We start from the raw sequence: 22,140 nt of genomic DNA, 5'->3' as shown, positions 1-22,140 counted from the left end.
GTCCTCACGCTTCCATTTCCGCGAGGACTTCGGCCGCCGCTCGTCGGCCGGAACGGATGGCACCGTCCATGTAGCCGTTCCACACGTCGGCGGTCTCGGCCCCCGCCCAGTGGACGCGTCCGACGGGCTCGGCGAGCGCGGCACCGTACTGCGTCCACACACCGGCCCCCAGCCGGCCGCCGTAACAGCCCCGGGTGTACTCCTCCTCCATCCAGTCCTGCTCGACGTACTCGGCCGGGCTCCCGGCCTCGGGTCCGAACATCTTCACCAGCGTCGCCACCGCGGCGGCGCGGCGCTCCTCCGGCGACCTGCGAGCGGCGCTGCGGGCGTGGGCGCCCTCGAAGAACCCGACGATGACACCGCACGAGCCGTCCGGCGGCGAGTTGTCCATGGTGACGCTCAGCTCGTCGTCCAGGCTGAAGCCGAAGCCGCTGAGTCCGGCGTCGCGCCAGAACGGGGTCGGGTAGGCGACCTGCACCTTGATGACCGAGCCCATCGGCATCTGCTGGGTGAGACCGTCACGGGACGCGGGCAGCGCGGGCTTGTACGTGAGCCGCCCGGCCAGCGTGGGCGGGATCGCGACGATGACCCGCTGCGCGGTGATCCGGCCGCCGTCGAAGTCGACCCGTACCCCGGTGTCGTCGTGGGAGATCTGCCTGACCGGGGCGTTCAACCGCACGGCGTCGCCCAGCTTGTCGGCCAGACGCACGGAGATCTGGTGGGTACCGCCGACAACGCGCAGTTCCTGCGCTCCGCCGGTGGTGGAGACCATGTTGTCGATCATGCCGCCGGACTTGATGTAGAAGAGGAAGTGCAGCAGCGACATCTCCGCGGGCTCGGCGGAGAACACCGCCGGGACGATCGCACCCCAGAACGCCAGGGCCTCGGCGTTGCCGGTGTGGGCGCGCAGCCATCCGTCCACGGTCTGCCGGTCGAGCTCGGCGGCGGCCGGCGAGGCCCAGGGGGACGACAGCGAGACCCGGTCGGCCAGCTCCTCCAACGCCTGCTGCAGGCGGCCGACCTCCACCGCGCCCTCGTGGGAGAGCCCGAAGGTTGCGTCGGCGTACCGGGTGAGCACGCCGTTGTACAGCGTCACGGCCGCCCCGTCGTCGTACGTCGGGAAGGTCTCGAGTCCGAGCTCGGCGACGAGCTCGAGGGCTGCGGTCTGGGTCCGGCCGATCCACTGACCGCCCAGCTCGACAGGGGTCCCGTTGGACAGGTGGTGGCCGAGGTTGCGCCCCGCGACCCGGTCCCGTGCCTCCAGCACCATCACGCTGCGCCCCGCTGCGCGGACGGCCCGGGCGGCGGTGAGTCCGGCAAGACCGGCCCCCACCACGACGACGTCGACGTTCATCACTACACATCCTCAAACTTGGTCGGTTGTACGACTGCGATTTGGATTGCTGCAGAGTAGCGGGCGACGGTGTCGCCAACAAGGGTCGCGATCGAGAGGGCGACGACGCGGGGTTTTCAGGCGCTGCACAGGCCGCGCGTACGGTGTTGCGCCCCAGCTCGACGGGGCTGTGAGCCGTGCGCCTGAGATTCGGCCCGGCCTATTGCCCCAGGCTGCCGCCACCCCTACCTTAACTCGGACGACCGACCGAGTTAAGGTCCGATCGACAGGAGGCTGGCAGTGGGCACGAGCACTGGGCGGGCAGGGACCCCTGGTCGAGAAGAACGACGTGGCGACACCACGGTGGCCGTGGTCGGCGCCGGCATGTCCGGGTTGATCGCGGCCCGGGAGCTGGGTCGTCAGGGCATCGACGTGCTCGTGCTGGAATCGGCCGACCGCCCCGGGGGACGGATGATGGCCGAGACGTCTCCCCTGGGCTCGCGCCTGGACCTGGGCGGCCAGTGGCTGGGCCACGGCCATCACCGGTTCGCGGCGCTGGCGGCCGAACTGGGCGCCGAGGTGTTCCCCATGCGTACGCCCAAGGCACCCGGCGTCATCGAAGGTTCCGGCAGGACCGCGGCCGTCAGCCCGACGACGCTGGCCGCGGTCGGGGTTCTTCTGGCGTGGCAGCTGCGGGCGGAGCGCGGAGCGCCCGAGAAGTGGGCCTCGCAGACGGTCGACGAGTGGCTGCGCAGAGTGCCGGGCCGGACATCCCGCAGGCTGCTCGAGGTGATCGCGTCGGTGTCCCTGACGGCCGACCTCGACCGCTTCTCGATGCACGCCCTCGCCGAGGCGGTCCGCTACCAGGGCGGCCTCATGGCGATGCTGTCCACGAAAGGCGGCGCCCAGGAGAGCCTGCTCGTCGAGGGCGCGGGAACGCTGCCGGAACGGCTGGCGACCGGCCTGGGGGCACGGGTGCTGACCGGCCACCGGGTGACCTCGATCCACCACGACGACGGCGGCGTCACCCTCCACACCACTTCCGGCACCATCCGGGCCGACAAGGCGGTCGTGTCCGTGCCGCCGCCCGTGTCCGCCCGGATCGACTACGATCCCCCGCTGCCCGCGAGCAGGACCGCTCTCGAGAAGAACACGTACATGGGCTCGGTCTACAAGGCGATCGCGGTCTACGAACGGCCCTTCTGGAGGGATCGGAAGAAGAGCTATGCGGAGTTCCTGCTTCTGGACCACCCCGGCGGCGCCGTGTTCGACACCACGTCACCCGACGGCCCGGGCCATCTGTGCTTCCTCGTGGCAGGCGCGGAGGCCCGGGAACTCGACCGACTGGACTCCGCGGGCCGAAGTCAGGCACTGCTGCGCCGACTTGTCCCGCACCTCGGTCCCGCGGTTCTCACCCCCGCGAGCTGGCACGAGAAGTCGTGGCACCTCGACGAGCACGTCGGCGGCGGTTACACGGCCCTGGCGGTCCCAGGGACCACGGACGGATACCTCCCCATGCCGTCCCGTCCGGTCGGCCCCCTCCACTGGGCCGGCACGGAGACCGCGCGCGAGCACGCGGGGTACATCGAAGGCGCCATCGAATCCGGCGAACGCGCTGCTCGCGAAGTGATCGAGAGCCTGTCCCGGACGGCACGGTGAGGGCACGAGGTTCGGAACGTGACAGGATGCCTGCATGTTGACCCGAAAGGCCGATGCCGCGTAGGCGTCCGAAGGCCCTGCGCGCGAAGCGTCGGCGGCCCGGACGAGGTATTCCGGTTCGCCGGGTCCGAGGGGTGTCCGCGGCGACTCGGGCGGCGATCCGGAAGGTGGAGGAGGAGCGGCTGTGGCCAGGGGCCGTGGCTGCTGCCCTGGCCGAGTGCCGGCGGCATCTGAGACAGCCGGGGCGTTGGCTGCCGGATCCGGAGACGGCCTGCGAGTGCTGTGATCCTCTCGTGGCGCGAGACCGCCTGGAAGACGTACTGCTGTGGCTTCCCCGTGGCGCTCGGGCGGACCTCGGCAGGATCGTCTCCAGGCTCGATGCCGAGTTCACCCGTCGCGCTGTTCCGCTCAGCCCTCACCTCACGATGGCGAGCCCTTGGGGTGCGTGCGGGTGGTGGCGTCGGCACCTCTTGGACAGTTGAGAGGCCGTGTCAGGTTTCTGTGTACACGACGATCGCGGGGTGCCGAGGTCCGGGGCCACAGCCTCTCCCACCGCGTGGAGCGGAGATCCCTTCGGTCTGCCGACGTGTCAGAAGTAGCGACTGAGGATCGCGGCGAGGCCGGCGGTCAGCTGTTCCTCCCCGCCTCGGACGGCCAGGGCCGGGCCGAGCGAGCGAAGGCGGGGGAACTCCTTGACCGGGAGGCGGTGCAGGCCGAGGCGGAAGGCGGGGTCTGACTCGTCGGGGTTGTCCACGACTTCGCGCAGTTCGATCACGATGTAGCCGAGTACCCACGAGATGAACGCCCGGTAGATCTTCAGCGTGGTGTCCTCGTCCAGGCCGGCCGTGCCCAGGAGGGCGAGCAGACGTTCATGGGCGCGGAGCACCGCCGGGGGCCGGCGGGTCAGGGGCACCGTGAAGGGGCGCGTGGCCACCAGCGGGACGACGTGGGGGTGGGCGAGGGCGACCCGGTACATCGCCTGCGCTATGCACAGGAGCGCGTCCCGCCAGAGCCGCGCGGCGTCGCCTCGGGGGCCGGGCGGCGCGTGCGGGGCGGGCGGCGTGGCGCCCTCCAGCATCTCCTCCAGCTCGATGAACAGGTGCTCGACCAGGCCGTCGAGAAGATCGTCCTTGCTGGGCGTGTACCGGTAGATGGCCATGGTCTCCACGCCCAGCTCGTCGGCCACGCGGCGCATGCTCAGGGCCTCGAGGCCCTCGTGATCCACCACGCGGAGCGCCGCTTCCAGCACGCGCTCGCGGCTGAGCCGACTACGGGCGGCCATGGCCCACCTCCCTGGGTCCCGGCGCGAGCCGGCCTGCGCTTGACGGCGGTTTCGGACGGGTGGAGCCTGTACGTGTACAGCATAAACGGATGACGTACGTGTACGTCCTCAGCGTCGTCGTTTCACACGACGCCCGTGATCATCCGAGAAGAGATCCGTGAAAAAGAGTGGTCGCGATGCGGCACACGCATGCACTCCCCCGGCGACATGATCCGACCTGCACCGGGCCCTGCCCGGTCCCGCTGTCCCCCGAGGCTCTGGCCCAGCTCTACACCGACTACCTCGACCTGATGGCCTCGCGACGGCTGCCGGCCGACACCACGTTCGAGGAGTACTACTTCACATGGCGCGCCGGCCGGCGGGGCGAACGGCTGGTCGGCCTCGACGACGGCGCCGTCCGAGCCGAGACGGTCGCGGGACGGCGCCTGATCACACGGCCCGACAAGCAGCTGAAGGGTGTCATCCGCACCCTCGTGCTGCTGGTCGACTTCCCCGACGAGGAGCACGATCCGGACCACCGCCCGGGCCACTACGAGCAGTTGCTGTTCAGCACGGACTCCCTGCCGACCGGCAGCATGCGCGAGTTCTACCGCAGGGTGAGCGGCTTCCAGTCGCTGGGCGACGGCGGCGGCATCGACATCCAGGGCGAGGTGCACGGCTGGTTCCGGCTGCCGCGGCCGCTCTCGTTCTACGCCGACGGCAACTCCGGCATGAACCGGTTCCCCCGCAACGCGCAGGGCATGGCACGCGACGCGGTGAACCTGGCCAAGGAAGAGGGTGTGGACTTCGCTCCCTTCGACGCTCTGGAGGAGAACATGGTCACCGCCCTGTTCATCGTCCACGCGGGGCCCGGAGCCGAGAAGACCAAGAGCGGCGACGACATCTGGAGCCTCAAGTGGGGCGTGCCGGGCGGTGTCCCGGTCGGCCGGAACCTGACCGTGGAGACGTTCCTGACCGTGCCCGAGGACTGCGCCATGGGCGTCTGCGCGCACGAGTGGGGGCATCTGGCGGCGCGCTGGGCCGACTACTACGACACCGGCGAGCTGCAGGCGACCAAGTCCAACGGCCTCGGCAACTACTGCCTGATGGCGTCCGGCTCGTGGGGCAACAGCGGGCTCACGCCGGTGTTCCCCAACGGCATGCTGCGGATGTTCCACGGCTGGGCCAGCCCGAAGCGGATCCGGAGGACCACGAAGGACGTGGTGCTGGCTCCGGCCGCGGAGGGCGGCGACCTGCTCTTCATCCAGAACGAGGACAGGATGTCGGAGATGCAGTACATCCTGGTCGAGTACCGGCGACGCCGGGGGCAGGACGCCTTCCTGCCGGACGAGGGGATCTCGGTCTACTCGGTCGACGAAGCGATCCCCGACGTGAACGACGAGGACCGTCTCGCGATCCAGCTGCTGCAGGCCGACGGCAGGCGCGACCTGGGCGCGATCTTCGGGCTGGGCAACCGGGGAGACTCCACCGACCTGTACCCCGCCCTGGGGAACAGGATCATCGGGGAGGCGACGGACCCGGCGCTCGATCTGCCCGACGGGACCTGGTCCGGCGTCACCCTCGAGGTCGAGGGCAACCCGTCCGACGACGAGATGGCCGTCGACATCCACATGGTGTGAGGCCGCCGGGCCGGCGGTTCCCCCGCCGGCCGACGGTTCACACCGACGTCCCGCGCGAAGGGAGGAGCGTGGTGAGCAGCCCCGTCGTCCGCATCGCCGACCTGCTGGAGGACGCGCCGACGGACTCCGCTCCTCCCCCGGTCCCCTCGGCCGCGGCCTCCGGCGCGTCGCAGGCGTCCGGCCGTCCTCCGCTCACCGTGACCGTGGTCTGGGGCGACCTGCCGGAGGTGCCGGCCGACCTGCACGTCACCGGGCACTACCATGCGGTCCTGCCCGCCGCAGCGGAGCTGGCCCTGGACCGCGCCATCTCCGGCGGGCCGCGACGGCTCATCGCCGAGCACACCCAACGCGGCCGCATCGACGCCCAGTTGGGCTTGGTCACGTACTTCCCCTGCAAGGGCGGCACGGTCCGCTCCGCGGCCGTCGTCGGCATGGGCCCGCTGGGCACCCTGACGGAACGCCGCGCCACCCAGTTGCACACGTCCCTGCTCGGTGAGGTCATGGGGCTCGGCCATGTGCGGACCCTCGCGACGGTGCTGATCGGCTCGGGTACCGGCAATCTCACCGTCACCCAGGCGGCGCGGGCCCTCGTGCACGGCTTCGGCGGCGCGCTTCGCTCGCAGGCGTCCTCGGCGGCGGCGTCCCGGCTCACCGAGGTGCTCGTGGTGGAGATCGACCGCCTGCGAGCGGAGCAGCTCGTCCGGGCGCTGGACGAGTCCGCCGGACAGCAGGCGTACCTGCGGATCGCGCCGAGGCTGCGCGAGGAGCGCAGCGGCAGGCTGTCGCCCGAGTCCGCGGCGGTGTACGCGCTCACGGCGCTGACACGGCTCACCGGACCGGCGGGCACGACGACCGGCGAAGCCGGGCGCCCGGACGGCGCGGGATCACCGGCCGGTGACGGGCTCCTCGGCGAGCTGCTGGCCGGACTGGACCCCGCGATCCGTCACCGAGTCCGGAAACAGCTCGGCCCCCTCGCCGAAGTCGACCGGACCCACCTGTCCTTGAAGGTGCACCGGACGATGGACCCCACGGAGAGCACCGTGCCGGTGAGGGTGTCCGCCCTGTCGGGCGCCGGCGGACTGCGCTGGGCGGCTCTGACGGAGCGGGCCACCGTGCCGGAACGGCTCGTACCGGTGGACATGGACCTGTTGCGACAGCTCGTGGACCGGCTCACCGAACCGAGCGCCGAGGACGCGAGGGACCTGCCGGACCTGTTGTCCCGGTTCGTGGTCCCGCCGGACTTCCAGCAGCTCCTCACGGACGAGGCGACCGTGCTGCTCGAGCTGGACCAGGAGACCGCGCTCGTCCCCTGGGAGTTCCTGGCCGACGTGAAGCAGCGCAGCGGCGAGCGGGACGCGCCCTTGGCCGTCCGCACCCCGCTCTCCCGGCAGTTGCGCACCCGCTATTCGCGGGTGCTCGCCGAGGAGACATCGGCGGGCCCGTTGAAGGCCCTGGTGATCGGCGATCCGGGCGATCCGGAGAAGGGTTTCCAGCTGCCGGGGGCGCGCGCCGAGGCCGTGGCGGTGGCGGCGCAGCTGAGGCGCCTGGGAGTCGAGGTCACGCTGTTCGTCGGCGCGGCCGGTTCCGGACGGCCTGCGGACCCCGGACCGCCTGCGGACTCCGGACGCCGTGCGGGCTCCGAGCGGCCGGTGGACGTAGCGCCCGCGACCCGCTTGGACGTCCTGCGCGTCCTGCTGGCGGGCGGCCATCACATCGTCCACTACTGCGGCCACAGTTCCTTCGACACCTCGGCCTCCGGAGTGCGGTCGGGGTGGGTCTTCGCGGACGGACTGCTCACCGCCCAGGAGCTGGTACAGCTCGAACGCCCTCCGAGGATCGTCGTCGCCAACGCCTGCTACTCGTCCCGCCTCGCGGACACCGGCAGAGCCGAGCCGCTGCCCGGGACGCCCTGGGGGAGTCCGCAGGCCCGGCTCGTACCGAGTCTCGCCGACGAATTCCTGCGGGTCGGGGTCGCGCACTACGTCGGAGCGGGCTGGCGCATCCCCGACGACCAGGCGACCGCGTTCTCCACGACGTTCTACACGCACCTGCTGGAGTCCGGGCCGGGCGGGCCCGAGCACACCGTCGGCGCCGCGGTCCACGCCGCGCGCAGAGCTCTGTACCAGGAGCGGGACGGCTCCCCGGGCGCCGTTGCCGGAGGGCCGCGGCAGGATCCGCCGGGCGCCGCGCCGGAACGGCGGCGGAACAGTACCTGGGCCGCCTACCAGCACTACGGCGACCCCACCGACCCGTTCGTCCGAGCGAGCGACGACTAGGAAGGTCCCTCATGGCCAGGATCCCGATGACCGACGTCGTCGTACTCCTCCCCGGCATCACCGGAAGCGTGCTCACCAAGGACGGCAAGGACCTGTGGGCCCCCTCGCTGGGCGCCGTGCTCGGGGCGCTCACCAGCCTGGGCCGCTCCCTCGACGCGCTCGCGCTGGAGGACGACGACTGGCGCACCGACGACCTCGGTGACGGCGTCGTCGCCGAACGGCTGGTGCCCGACCTGCACACCCTGCCAGGCCTGTGGAAGATCGACGGCTACAGCCGGATCGAGCGCTTCCTGACCTCGCAGTTCGACCTCGAGGAAGGCGAGAACTACTTCCCGTTCCCCTACGACTGGCGGCGTGACAACCGGGCCGCCGCGCGCCGGCTGCGGGACCGGAGCCACGCATGGCTGCGGGACTGGCGCCTGGCCAGCGGCAACGACGACGCCCAGCTCATCCTGATCGGCCATTCGATGGGCGGTCTCGTCGCGCGCTACTTCGTCGAGGCGATGGGCGGCTGGAAGGACACCAGGGCCGTCGTGACCTTCGGCACGCCGTACTACGGGTCGCTCAACGCCGTCGAGTTCCTGGTCAACGGGTTCTCCAAACGCATCGGCCCCTTCGAGCACGACCTCACCGGGTTGCTCCGCTCCCTCACGTCCCTGCATCAGCTGGTCCCGGTCTACAAGTGCGTGTACGGGCCGGGCGACGAGCCCGTCACCCCGGCGAAGGCCGGGCTGCCCGGCTGGCAGCCGGGCTGGACCGCCCATTTGACCGAATTCTTCGGTGAGATGGAGACAGCCGCGGCCGCCAACCGGGCGGACCCGGCCTGGGACTCACGGAAGGCCGTGTACCACCCGATCGTCGGCATGGACCAGCCCACCCTGCAGTCCGCCCGGCTGACGGACGGGAAGGTGGAGACCCTGCGGACCCGCGGGGATCACGACGAAAGCGGTGACGGGACGGTGCCCAAGCTGTCCGCCGCCCTCTCCGGGACCGAGAACGCCCGCACCTTCGTCCCGCAGCGGCACGCGAGCCTGCAGAACCAGGATGCGATGCTCGACCACGTCAAGGGCATCCTGCAGTCCCTGGACGATGTGCGGATCGACGACCTGCGGGCCGCGGTGACCTCCTGGTTCAGCTACCTCGGCGACGACCTCTATCTGACCGTCGAGCCCGTGGTCTGCGAGATCGGCGCCGAAAGCGCCCTCGGTGAGGGTCAGTTGCCCGAGGTGCAGGCGCGCCTGACCGTCACCGACCGGCTCACCGGGCAGCCGGTCCGCGACCTCCCCGTCACGGTGACGCGGGAGCGCCGGACGTTCAGCCTCGACCCTCTGCCGCCGGGCACGTACGACCTGCTGGTCAGCGCGACGGCCGGCACCGCGCCGTTGTCCGAGGTGTTCGTGGTCGCACCCGGCGGCGCCGACGGCTGATGCCCGCAGTCCGGCCCTGCCGCCGTGCCGCCGCCTTGCGTCGTGCAGCCGCCTTCCGCCGTCGGCGTTTCGGCCACTCCGCGGTGGCACCACGACCCTCTTGCCGAAGGGGTCGATGCATACAGCACGAACGCGCATTCGCCTGTCTTCGGGGGTCGCGCTACGTCCGAAACACATGTGTTCGACTCGCCGGGCAGCATCGTTGGGCCACACGACACCCCAACCCCCCTTCATGGAGGCCGTCGTGTATCCCACCGATGACAGTGACCCGTTGGCGGCCGCAGCCGAAACTCCGTCGGAATCCGAACAGTTACTGTTCGGCGGCGAGCTCACCTACGACTACGGGTGGGGCGCCCATGACGGTGCCTGGCTGAAGCTGGGGCTCCGCGCGATGGCCGGTTCCCTGCCGCGGCAGGTCTCGATGGCCGTGCGGCTGGCGCGCGAGGCGGACCCGCGGGCGTTCGCCACGGTCGCCGTGAGCGAGGTCGCCCGCGGCATCACGCAGGCCGTCTCGCTGATCGCGGTCAACAGCCTGCTGGTCGAGCTGCTCGCCCACGGGGACATCACCGGCCGCCTGCGCGCCGCCCTGCCGTCGCTCGCGCTGGTCGCGGCCCTCGCGGTCGTCGGCTCGGCCTGCCGGTCGGCGTCGTCCGCCGCCACGGGGATCCTGGAGCCGAAGGCGCAGCGGGTGGCGACCGAGCGGTATCTGGGCCTGGTGGCGCGGGTGGAGCTGGAGGCGATCGAGGACGACGCCTTCCACAAGCTGATGGACTCCGCCCAGTGGGGCGCGGACTCGGCACGGCGGATGGTCGGGTACTGCACCGCCGTGGTCACGTCCGCGATCTCGCTGATCGCCGCCGCGGGTGTGCTCACCGTCCTGCACCCGCTCCTCCTGCCGCTCCTGGTGCTCATGGCCCTGCCGAGCGCCTGGGGTTCGCTGACGATGGCCCGGCACCGGTACATCAGCTGGCACCGCTTCGTGCAGCATGTACGGGCCGCGAAGCTGATCAGCCAGCTGCTGATCAATCAGCAGGCGGCCGCCGAGATCCGTGTCCACGACGCGGCCCCGTTCCTCCTGAAGCACTTCCGGCAGATGGCCGAGACGAGCGAGCGGGAGCAGACCCGGCTCGCCTGGACCGGCGCCCGCACGAGCCTGGTCGCGGATTCGACGCGCGGCCTCGCCACGATCGCGACCTACGGCGTTCTCGGGTTGCTGCTGTGGAACGGGCAGATGGGCCTCGCCGTCGCCGGCACGGCGGTGCTGGCGATCCGTACGGGGGCGTCGAGCATCACCGACCTCGTGCTGCGCGTCACCGACGTCCAGGAAGAGGCGTTGTTCGTGGCCGACCTTCAGAAGCTGTGCGACGAGGCCACCCGGCGTGCCATCCCCGTCGGCGGGCTCGACGTGCCCCAGGAAGCGGACGTCAGGTTCGAGAAGGTGACCTTCACCTACCCCGGCGCCGACAAGCCGTCCTTGTACGAGGTCGACCTCGTCATCCCGCGCGGCAGAACCGTCGCCCTCGTCGGCCGGAACGGCTCGGGCAAGTCGACCGTGGTCCGGCTGCTGAGCGGGGCCCGGCTCCCCGACTCCGGCCGCGTCCTGTGGGGTGGGGTGAGCACCGCGGAGGCCGAGCGGGCGCAGGTCTTCGATCGGGTCGCGATGGTCGCACAGGACTTCTTCCGCTGGCCCTTCACCGCTCGGGTGAACATCGGCATCGGCCGCAGCAGTGCCGCGATGGACGACCGGAGCATCGAGGCCGCGGCGGCCTACGCGGACGCCGACGAGGTCGTCAAGGGGCTCCCTCGGGGCCTGGACAGCCTGCTCGCCCGGGGATACAAGGGCGGGCAGGAGATCTCGGGCGGGCAGTGGCAGAAGATCGGTCTGGCTCGCGCGCGGCGCCGCGACGGGGCCGTGCTGATCGTGGACGAGCCCACGAGCGCGCTCGACCCCGCCGCCGAGCAGCGGGTCTTCGACCAGATCCACCAGTTGGCCGGCTCGGGCCAGACCACGGTCCTGATCACCCACCGCCTGCACAGCGTCCGGCACGCGGACCTCATCTATGTGCTGGACGAGGGCCGGGTCGTCGAGCACGGCACGTTCACCGCGCTCATGGATCCGGCGACCGGTGCCGGCGTGTTCCGGGAGATGTACGAACTGCAGGCCCGCCAGTTCCTGAACCCGTCGCTGCCGGGGCAGGCCGCCCCGGCGGAGGCCGTCGGCGAGGGGCAGGCACGGTCGTGAGTCGTCGTGCGGTCGGCCCGGGTCTCGGCGACGAGACCCGGGCCGGGCGCTCGTCGTTCGGGGTCGCGTGCGTTCAGGCCACGGGCTGCTGCTGGGTGAGGCAGTGGATGCCACCGTTACCCGTGCCGAGGCGGTCGATGTCGAGCTGCTCGACGCGACGGTCGGGGTAGAGGCGGGCCAGAGTCGCCCGCGCGGCCTCGTCGGCTCGCGGTCGCCGAACTGGGCCGCGGCTTCGAGGTCATCGACCTTCCACAGCCCGACCCCGACCGGTACGTAACCGAGTTCGGCGACCGGAAGGCCGACGACCGCGCGCGCGGAATCCTCCAGGAGCACTCCCCAAGCGGGACATCGTGCACGTGAAGTACGGCGACGGGGCCGGCACCACCGGCCCCGTCGTCGTCAACTCATCTGTCCCTGCCGCTACTTGACGCCGAGAAGCTGCTCGATCGGGTCGATGGCGAAGTAGATGAGGAAGAGGGCGGACACGCCCCACAGCAGCCAGTGCACCTCACGCGCCTTGCCGAGCGCGGTCTTGATGATGACGTAGGCGAGGAAGCCGGCGCCGATGCCGTTGGTGATCGAGTACGTGAACGGCATGACGGCGATGGTCAGGAACGCCGGGATCGCGATGTCGTAGCGGTCCCAGTCGATGTGCTTGACCTGCGTCATCATCAGGAAGCCCACGGCCACGAGGGCGGGGGCCGCCGCCTGCAGCGGCACGATGGTCAGGACCGGCGTGAGGAAGAGCGCGAGGGCGAACAGGCCGCCGGTGAACAGGTTGGCGAAGCCGGTACGAGCGCCTTCGCCGACGCCCGCCGCCGACTCGATGTACGTCGTCGCGGAGGACGCCGACGCGGCGCCGCCGGCCACGGCCGCCGCACCGTCGATGAGGAGCACCCTGCCGAGGTTCGGGACCTGGCCGCGTTCGTCGAGGAGCCCGGCCTCGGCCGTCACGCCGACGACCGTGCCCATGGTGTCGAAGAAGTCCGACAGGATGAGGGTGAAGACGAGCAGCACCACGGTGACGACGCTGACCTGACCGAACGCCCCGAAGATGTCGAAGTTGCCCAGCAGCCCGAAGTCGGGAGAGGCCACCACGGAGTCCGGGAGCGAGGGGGTGGTCAGACCCCAGGTCTTGATGTCGGCGGCCTGGTCGAGGACGACGGCGAGGACGGTCATCGCGACGATGCTGATCAGGATCGCGCCCTTGACCTTGCGGGCGAGCAGCACGACGGTCAGCCCGAGCCCGAGGGCGAACACGAGCATCGGCCAGCCGGTGAGGCTTCCGGTGCCGAGCTGCACCGGCACGGTGGTGTTGGCCGCGTCCGGGATGCGGGTGACGAACCCGGCGTCGACGAAGCCGATGAACGCGATGAACAGGCCGATGCCGACGCTGATGGCCTGCTTGAGCGGCTGCGGGATGGCGTGCATGACGGCCTCGCGCAGACCGGTCAGCACCAGGACGCAGATGATGAGGCCTTCGAGCACGATCAGGCCCATCGCGTCGTCCCACGTCATCAGCGGGGCGAGCTGGAAGGCGACGACGGCGTTGAGGCCGAGACCCGCGGCGAGGGCGAGCGGGAGGTTGCCGCCGACGCCCATGATGACGGTCATCACGGCGGCCACGAGCGCGGTGGCGGTGACCAACTGCGCCGGGTCGAGCTGGGCTCCGGTCTTGTCCTCGGCCGCGCTCAGGATGATCGGGTTGAGGACGAGGATGTACGCCATGGTGAAGAACGTGGCGATACCACCGCGTATCTCGCGTGCGTACGTCGATCCGCGCTCGGTGATGCGGAAGTAGCGGTCGAGCGGGCCGCCGGGGGTACGGGGGGAACCTCCGGCCTGTGGGTGCGCGTCGTACGGTGCGCCGGTCGCGCTGGGGGAATTCATCGACTCTCCAGAATCGGCACATGCCCTGGGAAGCGGCACATGGGTGGGCGTGGGGAACGCATCCGGAATCAGGGACAGTTGGGGCGATCCTCTGATGCCGCGGTCGGCCGCGTGATGCGCGAACGCACATGCGAAGTGGTGTGGATCATACGGACAGCGGCCCTGCGGTGTGGGCAGGATTGGTATCAACTGCCAATGGTTGCAAGGATGTTATGGAGATCCGGCGACCGCGCCCTCACCTGCCCCGCTTCCCCTGCGGACCGCCGTCGGAGGCATGCACGAAACGCACACTCGTGGGAACGCACAGTAGCCAGATCGCACAACGATCTCTACCATCCCGGCTGTGTCTGGACCCCCCTCCCCCCATGACCGGCCTGCACCCTTCGACGCCGCTGCCGCGCGCCGCATCCGCGAGTCACTAGGCATGGCGCCTGGCCATGTCGCGCACGGTTTGCGCACCTCGTTCGGCTTACGACACGTCACGCCTGACATCGTCATCGCCTGGGAACGCGGCACAGCCGCGCCCAGTCCCGGCGAGCTCACGGCCCTCGCGAGCGTGCTGTGGTGCGATGCGACCCAACTCATAGGTTCGCCACGTGCGTTGAGAGAGCATCGCCTGATCCGCGGCTACGCCGCCGCCGACGTCGCGCGCGCGATCGGCATGGACGTCGACGCCTACGACGACGCCGAACTCAGCGGTGTCTGGACGGGCGACGCCCGACAGACGGCCGCTCTCGCCGCCGTGCTCGGCCTCTCCTCGCGCGCCCGCATGTCCGTCACGGGTGACGACGAGCGCCTCGCCGGGCTGCTCGGCGAGGCGGTGAGCACGCGCTGGCAGGCGCACGTCCGCGCCGTCGCCAAACTCACCGGCCACGACCGCCGCACGCTCGACGGCCCGCTGCGGACGATGCACCAGGAGTACCAGAACCTGATGACGGCCACCCTGAGCCGGGCCGCCGCCGCGGCGACCTCCGGCGAGCAGGGCCGCATCTATCTGGAACAGATCGTCGACCGCTTCTGGGACCTCGTGGAGTCCTCGGCCTGAGCGGCCTCGCCGCCACGACCGTGGCGCACCCCTGAACAGCTGCACCGACCCGTCGACACGCCGACCGAGCCGGCCGACCCCGCGCGCACGGCCTTTCGGCCCCGCGGAGTCGGCCGCCGGCGGGTCGAGTCGCGTACGTCCCGCCCTTGACGACCATCCGCCGCCCTCCCATACTGGCGGCCAAATCGATTTGGCCAAATCGATTTGGCTCCCGTCCAGGGCCGGATCGCGGCTGAACCCGCAGCATGTCGCACGCCGATCGGAGCTCGCACGTGTCCCGTCCCCGCCCCGCCCTTCCCGGTCCGGACCAGCCACCCGCGCCGGACCCCGTGGCCCCCTCCCCCTCAGCCACCTCCCCCGGATCCCCCTCCGCCGTCCACCCCGTCGACGAATCCCGCCCACTGGGCCGGATCCTGCTCTTCGGCGTCCAGCACGTGCTCGTCATGGCCGCCACCCCGATCTCGGCGATCTTCCTGATGAGCGCGGCCCTGCGCCTCGACCCGGGCCTGACGGTGAACCTGCTCTCCGCGGCGTTCGTGCTCTCCGGCGTCGGCTCGCTCATCCAGTCGCTGGGTCCGTGGAAGTTCGGCCCCCGGCTGCCGTTCGTGATGCTGCCGGGCGGCGCGCCGCTCGTGCTCTTCATCGCCATCGCCGAGCAGCACGGCCTGCCCACGGCGGTCGGGGCGGTCATCCTCACCGCCGCCTTCTACTTCGTCGTCCTGCCCCTCTTCTCGCGGCTGCTCGCCTTCTTCCCGGCCCTCGTCATCGGCACGATGATCGTGATCGTCGGCGTCAACCTGGTGAAGGTCGGGGCCGTACTCGTCACCGGCCGGCCCGGCGAGCCCGGCTTCGCCGATCCGACGAACCTCGGGCTCGGCATGGCGACGATCGCCTGCACCGTCGTGTTCTACCTGCTGTTCACCGGCGTCCTGCGCCAGCTCGCCGTCATGCTGGGGCTGCTCGCCGGCACGGCGATCGCGGCCGTGCTCGGCCATATGGACCTGTCCGGGGCAGCCGACGGCGGACTGGTCAGCCTGCCGGAGCTCATGCCGTTCGGCTCGCCCCAGTTCAACCTGCTCGCCGCACTCCCCCTGATGCTCTACAGCCTCGCCTCCATGGCGGAGGCCACCGGCCAGACGGTCATCAACGCCGAGGCCGTCGGCAAGGAGATCGATCGGCGCACCGCCGTGCCTCGGACCATCCGCGGCGACGCGGTCACCTCCCTGTTCGGCGGGTTCTTCGGGCTGCCGCTGATGGTGACGAGCGGCGAGAACATCGGGATCGTCCGCGTCACCGGCGTCCGCAGCCGCTTCGTCACCGCCGCCGCCGGCGTGGTCCTCATCGTCATCGGCTTCCTCGCCCCGGTGACCCGGGCGATCAGCGTCATCCCCTCGTCGGTCATCGGCGGCACCGCCATGGTGGTCTTCGCGGTCATCACCGTCCTCGGGGTGCAGATGCTCGGCCGCTCCGACCTCGACAGGCACACCAGCACCTTCATCTGCGCCGTCGCCCTGGCGCTGGGACTGCTGCCCATCCTCGTCCCGGGCGTGTACGCCGGGTTCTCGCCGAACCTCCGCATCCTCCTCGAAAGCGGCGTCGCCGTCGGCGCGTTCGTCGCGGCCGTCCTCAACATCCTGTTCCACCACGTCCGACCGGGCGTCGTCGCCCGTCTGGCCACCGCCCGCACGGAAGGCGACCGATGAACCCGCTCAGCCGCGAACTCCTCGACGGGCCGGGCCCGCTGCTCCTGACACCGGATGCGGTCCTGCTCCCGGAAGGCCCCGCCGACGGCTTCGCGGTCGTCGTCGCCGACGGCACCTTCCAGGCCGTGGGCCCCGCGGCGGAACTCCGTCGCACCCACCCGCACCTCCACGCCGTCGAGCTGCCCGGCCACCTGCTGATGCCCGGCTTCGTCGATGCTCACCACCACCTCACGCAGAGCTTCGGGTCGGCGCTCGCGTTCGGGGAACCCTCCGAGATCTTCCGGCGGGTCTGGGTCCCGCTCGAAGGCGCACTGGACGAGGAGTCGGCGTACGTGGCCGCCAAGCTGGCGGCGCTCGAAGCGCTGCGCGGCGGGTTCACCACCGTCGCCGACGCGGGGACCCGCGCGGACGTCGACGTGGAGGTGGTCGCGGCCGCCGCGCGGGACGCCGGGATCCGCTGTGTGCTGGGGCTGGTCTGCAACGACGCCGACGGCGACGAGGACAGCTCCGCCGTCCTGGCCCGTGCCGAGAAGCACCTCGCCCGCTACGGGGGCGATCCGCTGGTGCATCCCTCCCTCGCCGTCTCCATCCCCGAGGCGGCCACCGAGGAGACCCTGCGGCGCACCGCCCGGCTCGCCGCCGAGTCCGGGGCCGTCGTGCAGATCCACCTCAACGAGCACCTGGCGGGCGTCGAGCGCTCCCTCGTCCGCCACGGTCTGCGTCCCCTGGAGCACCTGCACGCGATCGGCGCCACCGGCCCGCAGCTGCTCGCCGCGCACGCCACGCTGCTCACCCCGCGCGAGGTGACCCTGCTGGCCGACACCGGGACCGCCGTGAGCTACAACCCGGTGGCCAGCGCATGGAAGGGCAACGCCGTGGCGCCGGCCACGGCCATGGCCGAGCGCGGCGTCCGCTTCGGTCTGGGCACCGACGGGACCCGCGGCGACGGCTTCCGGCTCGCCGACGCGGCCGAGTTCGCCCAGCGGCTCGCGTACGGGCTCGCCACCGGCGACTCGTCGTGCGGCGCGGGCTGGACCTGGCTGGAACACGCCACACGCGGCGGCGCCGACGCGGTCGGCCTGGGGGCCCGAACCGGCGTCGTCGGCGAGGGCCTGGCGGCCGACTTCCTCCTCGTGGACCTCACCAACCCTGAACTGGCGCTCTCCTGGGACGTGCCGTGGGAGCTGGTACGGCGCGGCAACCGGGACCAGATCACCGCCGTGTTCGTCGCGGGCCGGCTGCGGCTGTGGCACGGTCGGCCCACGGCCTGGGACGGTCCCGCGCTCGTCCGGCGGGCGACCGAACTGGCCGCCGCAGCCGTGGGCCGCGCGACCATCGTCCGCGCGCATCCCACGTCGACGGCGGCGCGCGCGGCCGGCGGCGGCTGTGGACGGAGCACGGCACCGTGAGCACCGACACCCTGGTCGTTCTCGGCCTCGCCGTGGCGATCGCCGCGTTCGTACAGGGCACGAGCGGGCTCGGCTTCGCGTTGATCGTCGCGCCGGTGGCCGGGATCCTCGATCCCGGCCTGGTGCCGGTGTTCGTCCTGGCGTCGATGATCCCGCTCAACGCGTACGTGGCCTGGCGGGAACGCGCCTCGCTCGACCTGCGCGGGGCGGGCTGGATCACCGCCGCCCGGCTCGCCGCCACGCCCGCCGGGCTGGCGTTGCTCTGGCTGATCCCGGAGCGCAGCCTCGGCGTCTTCGTGGGCGTCGCCACGGTGCTGGCGGCGGTGGTGAGTCTCGCCGCACCCGCCTTCACCCCCGGCCGGGCCGCCTACGTCGGCGCGGGCGCGGTCACCGGACTGACCGAGACCGCCACCGGCGTCGGCGGGCCCCCGCTGGCGCTGGTCTACCAGCACCGGTCGCCGGCCGAGCTGCGCTCGACCGTCGCCGTCTGCTTCCTGGTCGGCGAAGTCGCCTCGCTGGCGCTGCTGTTCGGTACCGGGAAGGCGCAGCCGGAGGAACTGGGATGGGCGGCGGCGGCGCTGCCCGCGATCGCCGTCGGCGCGTGGGCGAGCCGTCTGGTGCACCGGCGGGTGAACGCCGACGCGATGCGCCGCTTCGTACTCGGGTTCGCCCTGGTCTCCGGAGTGGGTCTCATCCTGGGGATGTGACCCGAGGGTCTCGCCCGGAGCTGCGGTGCTCGCCGGTCCGGGCGGGACCCGTCGGCCCGCCCTGGGGCCGGCATGCGCCCCCGTCCCCCTCGGCCTCAGCTTCGGGACGGCCCCCGGAGCGAGGAGGCGCGTGGGATGACGCGGGGTTCGGGGGCGACGGTCGTCATGTCGGGGGGCAGGTCGTCGCGCAGGCGGCCGAGGAGGAGCTCGACCGCGGCCGACGCCGCCCGGTCCAGGCACAGGTCGACGGCGGTGAGGGGCGGCTCGCAGGTGCGGGCGCGCAGCCCGTCGTACCGGGTGACGACCATGACGTCGTCCGGCATGGTCCGGCCGCTGTCCCGGATCGCCCGGACCGCGCCCACGGCGAAGGCGTCCACCAGCGCGCAGACGGCGTCGATCTCCGGGTGCCGGGCGAGGAGTTCCGCGCAGCGGTCGTACCCGGCCTGTTCGCCTCCGGCTTCGGCGGCGGTCGCCACGATCGGGGTCCAGCCGTGCTCGGCGGCCACTCGTTCGTAGGCGGCGCGCGCGTCGACCGAGGAGTGCCGCTCCCCCGCCCCGATGATCAGCGCCGGCCGCTCGGCGCCCTGTTCGTGGAGATGGGCGAGCAGCAGTTCGGTGACGAGTCCGCCGCGGAGGTCGACGTACGGCGCGGCCTCCGCCGCGGACACGGGCCGGCCGAGGGCCACGTACGGCAGGCCGCGCTCCCTGAGCTGCGCCACCGCCGCGTCGTCGACGTCCGGCTCGACGACGATCGCGCCGTCGATGTCGACGGAGTGCAGGCCGGAGCCGGACTGGACGGGCGGTACGAGCACGAGTGCGTAGCCGTGCAGGAGCGCGCTCTCCGCGGCGGCCGCGGCGATCTCCATGTAGAAGCCGAGCCGCGAGGGTCCGGCGGCGACGGCGAACGGCATGGACGAGGCGAGCGCGATGGCCTTCGCCTGCCCGCGGCGCAGTCGCTGCGCCCGCAGGTTGGGCCGGTATCCGAGCTCGGCGGCGACCTGCCTGATCCGCTCCCGGGTCCGCGGGTCGACCTTCCCGATCCCGTTGAGCGCATGGGAGACGGTCGTCCGCGACACCCCGGCGGCGCTCGCGACGTCGGCGATCGTGGGCGGCCTCGAGCCGGACCCGGAAGGGGGCATCTGCAGTCGCTCCTCACATGCGCGGTACAGGTGGTGACTCCATCTTCGCCGATGCGGTCACGGGTCGCGGCGCAGTGCCCCGTGCCTGGTGGGGCGGGGGACGTCCGCCCGCCTCCGGAGGTGTCGGCCCTGCTAGATTCGGCCGCCATGCGATCACGTGACTACGACCTCGACTTCCGCGACCGGGCCCGTCGCATACGGGCCTGGGGCATCGGGCTGCTGGCCCTGGCGGCGCTGCTGTGGACGTGGTGTCTGCTGTTGCTGCTGACGCCGTACGAGGTGGACAGGAAGCCGGACGACCGGCATCCCGAGGCGTGCGAGTCACGGTTGTTCACGGAGCGCGGGACGGCCAACGACGGTCTGTACAGGCACGATTGGTGTCAGAACGAACGGGACTGGCCCGAGGCCCTGGCGGTGCTCGGGCTGTCGCTGCCGGCAACTGCCGCCGGGGTGGCGCTCTTCACGATCGGCACCGTGACCCGCGCCATGAGCGCCCACTCCGAAGCCATGCGCGAGCTGGACAAGCTCGCTGCCGCGCCGAAGGCGTAGCCCCCGGCCGACCCAGGCAGAGCCCCTTCGTCCGCCGCTTCTCTCGCTCCGGCGATTGTCAGTGGTGGGTGAGACGGTTGGAGCATCCAGTCGGAAACGAGGGGGAGCCGTCATGTCCGGAAGCCAGAACTACATCAACCACGTCGCGCTCGTGCTGGACGCCAGCTCGTCCATGTCGCACCTGAGCCGCAAGGTCGTCGAGGTCGCCGATCAGCAGATCGCCTACCTCGCCCGCCGGTCCCGTGAGTTGGACCAGGAGACGCGCGTCACCGTGTACGTGTTCGCGGACAAGGTGGAGTGCGTCATCTATGACAAGGACGTGCTGCGGATGCCGTCCCTGAAGCAGCTGTACCGGGCCGGGGGGATGACGGCACTGCTGGCCGCCGCGTTGAAGTCGCAGCACGAGCTGGCGCAGACCGCTCAGCTGTACGGCGACCACAGCTTCCTGACGTTCGTGCTGACCGACGGGCAGGAGAACGCGAGTCACCGCTGCCCCGACGCCCCGGCCCGTACTCCGCGGGAACTCGTCCGGGCCGTGGCCGAGATGATCGAGACGCAGGACGACAACTGGACGCTGGCCGTGCTCGTGCCGGACCAGATGGGCAAGCGGGAGGCCATGCAGTGCGGTTTCCCCAACGACAACATCGCCATCTGGGACGCGACCAGCACCCAGGGCCTGGAGGAGGCCGGGCAGGTCATCCAGGAGGCCACCGAGAAGTTCATGGTGGGCCGCACGAAGGGCATCCGCGGATCGAAGGCGGTGTTCTCGACCGGCGCCCAGGCCGTCAACAAGAAGACCATCAAGGCCGCTGGCCTCACCCCGGCCGACCCGTCCAAGTACCACCTGGTACCGGTCACCCGTGACGCGGCCATCCGCGACTGGGTCGTCGAGAGCGGGCACACCTACCGCACCGGCGGCGCGTACTACCAGCTGAGCAAGTCGGAGAAGATCCAGGCGCGCAAGCAGATCGCCGTACTGGAGAAGAAGACGGACCGTGTCTACACCGGGCCCGAGGCCCGCGCCCTGCTCGGCCTGCCCGACGCGGAGGTCCGCGTCAAGCCCGACCACAACGACGACTTCACGATCTTCGTGCAGAGCACGAGCGTCAACCGCAAGCTGGTCCCCCAGACCCGGCTGCTCGTCATGGCCTGACGCCGCCCCTCCCTGGGCCACCGCGCCGCCTGGCGGCGCGGTGGCCGGGGCGCGCTGCTCGCGCTACCAGCCGCCGTTCGGGTCGAGGTTCTCGTCGGGGTACATCTCGTCCTCGGCATACGGGTTCTCGAAGAGGGACGTGAGGGTGTCCTCGATCGGCGTTCCGATCTCGTCCTCGTCGACGAGGATGCGGCGCAGCATGTTCAGGGGGTACAGGTCCCCCTCCCACCCCTCGTCCTTCGGGCCGACGCAGGGGTGATCCAGTGCTCCGTCGCCGCCTGCGGGGGCGAAGAACGGCGGCAGTTCGCCGGTGTCGACGTCCGGGGTGTACTTCCACACCATCTGCCGATGGCGGCAGAACACCTCGCCGACGTACCAGACGGCGCCCTGCACGAACGGGCTCAGGCGCTGCTCCGTGAGCTGTTCCATGTCCTGCGCCGTCTCGCGGACCCGTTCGTCCAGCGCGCCCAGGGACTCCGGGGTGAAGTCGAGTCGTCCCGCGAGGCCGGCTTGCCCGACCCAGTGATCGTGCCCGCTCTGACGCTCGGCGAGCCAGGCCAGCAGGTCGGGATGACGGGTCGGGTCGTACGTGCTCTCAGGGGATCCGCTCACGACCTCAACCGTAGCCGACCCCGGCGGAACAACAGCGGTCACTTCTTTCCAAGTTGTCACAGGACATCCCCAACAACCCATTGCACAAAGGGTGT

17 protein-coding genes are annotated in these 22,140 nt (G+C 71.3%); 11 read left to right on the top strand and 6 right to left on the bottom strand.

The window, feature by feature from the left end; translation table 11 throughout:
- Positions 1-4: 4 nt before the first annotated feature.
- On the bottom strand, positions 5-1,354 hold the full coding sequence (locus ABZO31_RS33620) for a flavin monoamine oxidase family protein (RefSeq protein ID WP_406865137.1): 1,350 nt from the start codon (positions 1,352-1,354) through the stop codon (positions 5-7).
- 279 nt (positions 1,355-1,633) lie between these two features.
- Here ABZO31_RS33620 and ABZO31_RS33615 point away from each other — a divergent pair, with 279 nt between their 5' ends.
- Positions 1,634-2,992 carry a flavin monoamine oxidase family protein gene (locus tag ABZO31_RS33615; protein WP_406865136.1) on the top strand — a complete coding sequence of 453 codons (1,359 nt, stop codon included), beginning with the start codon at positions 1,634-1,636 and terminating at the stop codon, positions 2,990-2,992.
- A 589-nt stretch (positions 2,993-3,581) separates the two neighbouring features.
- Here ABZO31_RS33615 and ABZO31_RS33610 read toward each other — a convergent pair.
- On the bottom strand, positions 3,582-4,274 hold the full coding sequence (locus tag ABZO31_RS33610; protein ID WP_406865134.1) for a TetR/AcrR family transcriptional regulator: 693 nt from the start codon (positions 4,272-4,274) through the stop codon (positions 3,582-3,584).
- Between the two features lie 176 nt (positions 4,275-4,450).
- Between ABZO31_RS33610 and ABZO31_RS33605 the strand changes: the two genes are divergently transcribed.
- From ABZO31_RS33605 to ABZO31_RS33590, 4 genes are all read left to right on the top strand, one after another.
- Positions 4,451-5,893: a M6 family metalloprotease domain-containing protein gene (locus ABZO31_RS33605; protein ID WP_406865133.1), complete on the top strand. Its 1,443-nt coding sequence runs from the start codon at positions 4,451-4,453 to the stop codon at positions 5,891-5,893.
- Positions 5,894-5,964: 71 nt separating this feature from the next.
- Complete coding sequence (locus tag ABZO31_RS33600) at positions 5,965-8,169, top strand: CHAT domain-containing protein (RefSeq protein WP_406865131.1); 2,205 nt, start codon at positions 5,965-5,967, stop codon at positions 8,167-8,169.
- Positions 8,170-8,180: 11 nt separating this feature from the next.
- A complete protein-coding gene (locus ABZO31_RS33595; protein WP_406865129.1) occupies positions 8,181-9,596 on the top strand; it encodes a lipase/acyltransferase domain-containing protein in 1,416 nt (471 codons plus the stop codon).
- 391 nt (positions 9,597-9,987) lie between these two features.
- Positions 9,988-11,838, top strand: coding sequence for an ATP-binding cassette domain-containing protein (locus ABZO31_RS33590; RefSeq protein WP_406865568.1), 1,851 nt, complete (start codon positions 9,988-9,990; stop codon positions 11,836-11,838).
- A gap of 73 nt (positions 11,839-11,911) precedes the next feature.
- On the opposite strand, the gene ABZO31_RS33585 is transcribed toward ABZO31_RS33590, so the two are convergent.
- Both ABZO31_RS33585 and ABZO31_RS33580 read right to left on the bottom strand, forming a co-directional pair.
- A complete protein-coding gene (locus ABZO31_RS33585; RefSeq protein WP_406865567.1) occupies positions 11,912-12,019 on the bottom strand; it encodes an agmatine deiminase family protein in 108 nt (35 codons plus the stop codon).
- A 239-nt stretch (positions 12,020-12,258) separates the two neighbouring features.
- Positions 12,259-13,728, bottom strand: a complete 1,470-nt coding sequence (locus ABZO31_RS33580; RefSeq protein WP_406865128.1) for an NCS2 family permease — start codon at positions 13,726-13,728, stop codon at positions 12,259-12,261.
- Positions 13,729-14,329: 601 nt separating this feature from the next.
- On the opposite strand from ABZO31_RS33580, the gene ABZO31_RS33575 reads away from it, so the two are divergent.
- From ABZO31_RS33575 to ABZO31_RS33560, 4 genes are all read left to right on the top strand, one after another.
- Positions 14,330-14,773 carry an XRE family transcriptional regulator gene (locus tag ABZO31_RS33575; protein ID WP_406865126.1) on the top strand — a complete coding sequence of 148 codons (444 nt, stop codon included), beginning with the start codon at positions 14,330-14,332 and terminating at the stop codon, positions 14,771-14,773.
- A 272-nt stretch (positions 14,774-15,045) separates the two neighbouring features.
- Entirely contained in the window at positions 15,046-16,476 is a 1,431-nt protein-coding gene (locus ABZO31_RS33570) for a uracil-xanthine permease family protein (RefSeq protein WP_406865125.1), read from the top strand.
- Positions 16,473-17,885: an amidohydrolase family protein gene (locus tag ABZO31_RS33565; protein ID WP_406865124.1), complete on the top strand. Its 1,413-nt coding sequence runs from the start codon at positions 16,473-16,475 to the stop codon at positions 17,883-17,885. The genes ABZO31_RS33570 and ABZO31_RS33565 overlap by 4 nt, the downstream gene beginning before the upstream one ends.
- A complete protein-coding gene (locus tag ABZO31_RS33560; protein ID WP_406865122.1) occupies positions 17,882-18,592 on the top strand; it encodes a TSUP family transporter in 711 nt (236 codons plus the stop codon). Before ABZO31_RS33565 ends, ABZO31_RS33560 begins: the two co-directional genes overlap by 4 nt.
- Positions 18,593-18,687: 95 nt before the next feature.
- Here ABZO31_RS33560 and ABZO31_RS33555 read toward each other — a convergent pair whose 3' ends face one another.
- Positions 18,688-19,731, bottom strand: coding sequence for a LacI family DNA-binding transcriptional regulator (locus tag ABZO31_RS33555; protein WP_406865121.1), 1,044 nt, complete (start codon positions 19,729-19,731; stop codon positions 18,688-18,690).
- 147 nt (positions 19,732-19,878) lie between these two features.
- On the opposite strand from ABZO31_RS33555, the gene ABZO31_RS33550 reads away from it, so the two are divergent.
- Positions 19,879-20,280, top strand: a complete 402-nt coding sequence (locus ABZO31_RS33550; RefSeq protein WP_406865120.1) for a hypothetical protein — start codon at positions 19,879-19,881, stop codon at positions 20,278-20,280.
- Positions 20,281-20,392: 112 nt separating this feature from the next.
- On the top strand, positions 20,393-21,433 hold the full coding sequence (locus tag ABZO31_RS33545) for a vWA domain-containing protein (RefSeq protein ID WP_406865118.1): 1,041 nt from the start codon (positions 20,393-20,395) through the stop codon (positions 21,431-21,433).
- A gap of 63 nt (positions 21,434-21,496) precedes the next feature.
- On the opposite strand, the gene ABZO31_RS33540 is transcribed toward ABZO31_RS33545, so the two are convergent.
- Positions 21,497-22,045, bottom strand: a complete 549-nt coding sequence (locus ABZO31_RS33540) for a hypothetical protein (protein ID WP_406865117.1) — start codon at positions 22,043-22,045, stop codon at positions 21,497-21,499.
- Between the last annotated feature and the right edge of the window lie 95 nt (positions 22,046-22,140).

The organism is Streptomyces solicamelliae (assembly GCF_045348655.1).
In the GTDB taxonomy this organism is placed as follows: domain Bacteria; phylum Actinomycetota; class Actinomycetes; order Streptomycetales; family Streptomycetaceae; genus Streptomyces; species Streptomyces solicamelliae.
The sequence above is the reverse complement of the archived record's forward strand: the minus strand, read 5'-3'. Positions and strand labels throughout refer to the sequence as shown.

Excerpts from the sequence above, each read along its gene's own strand:
- ABZO31_RS33620 (WP_406865137.1), bottom strand. The coding sequence starts at position 1,354 with ATGAACGTCGACGTCGTCGTGGTGGGGGCCGGTCTTGCCGGACTCACC.
- ABZO31_RS33610 (WP_406865134.1), bottom strand. The coding sequence starts at position 4,274 with ATGGCCGCCCGTAGTCGGCTCAGCCGCGAGCGCGTGCTGGAAGCGGCG.
- ABZO31_RS33605 (WP_406865133.1), top strand. The coding sequence starts at position 4,451 with ATGCGGCACACGCATGCACTCCCCCGGCGACATGATCCGACCTGCACC.
- ABZO31_RS33595 (WP_406865129.1), top strand. The coding sequence starts at position 8,181 with ATGGCCAGGATCCCGATGACCGACGTCGTCGTACTCCTCCCCGGCATC.
- ABZO31_RS33590 (WP_406865568.1), top strand. The coding sequence starts at position 9,988 with ATGGCCGGTTCCCTGCCGCGGCAGGTCTCGATGGCCGTGCGGCTGGCG.
- ABZO31_RS33580 (WP_406865128.1), bottom strand. The coding sequence starts at position 13,728 with ATGAATTCCCCCAGCGCGACCGGCGCACCGTACGACGCGCACCCACAG.
- ABZO31_RS33565 (WP_406865124.1), top strand. The coding sequence starts at position 16,473 with ATGAACCCGCTCAGCCGCGAACTCCTCGACGGGCCGGGCCCGCTGCTC.
- ABZO31_RS33555 (WP_406865121.1), bottom strand. The coding sequence starts at position 19,731 with ATGCCCCCTTCCGGGTCCGGCTCGAGGCCGCCCACGATCGCCGACGTC.
- ABZO31_RS33550 (WP_406865120.1), top strand. The coding sequence starts at position 19,879 with ATGCGATCACGTGACTACGACCTCGACTTCCGCGACCGGGCCCGTCGC.
- ABZO31_RS33545 (WP_406865118.1), top strand. The coding sequence starts at position 20,393 with ATGTCCGGAAGCCAGAACTACATCAACCACGTCGCGCTCGTGCTGGAC.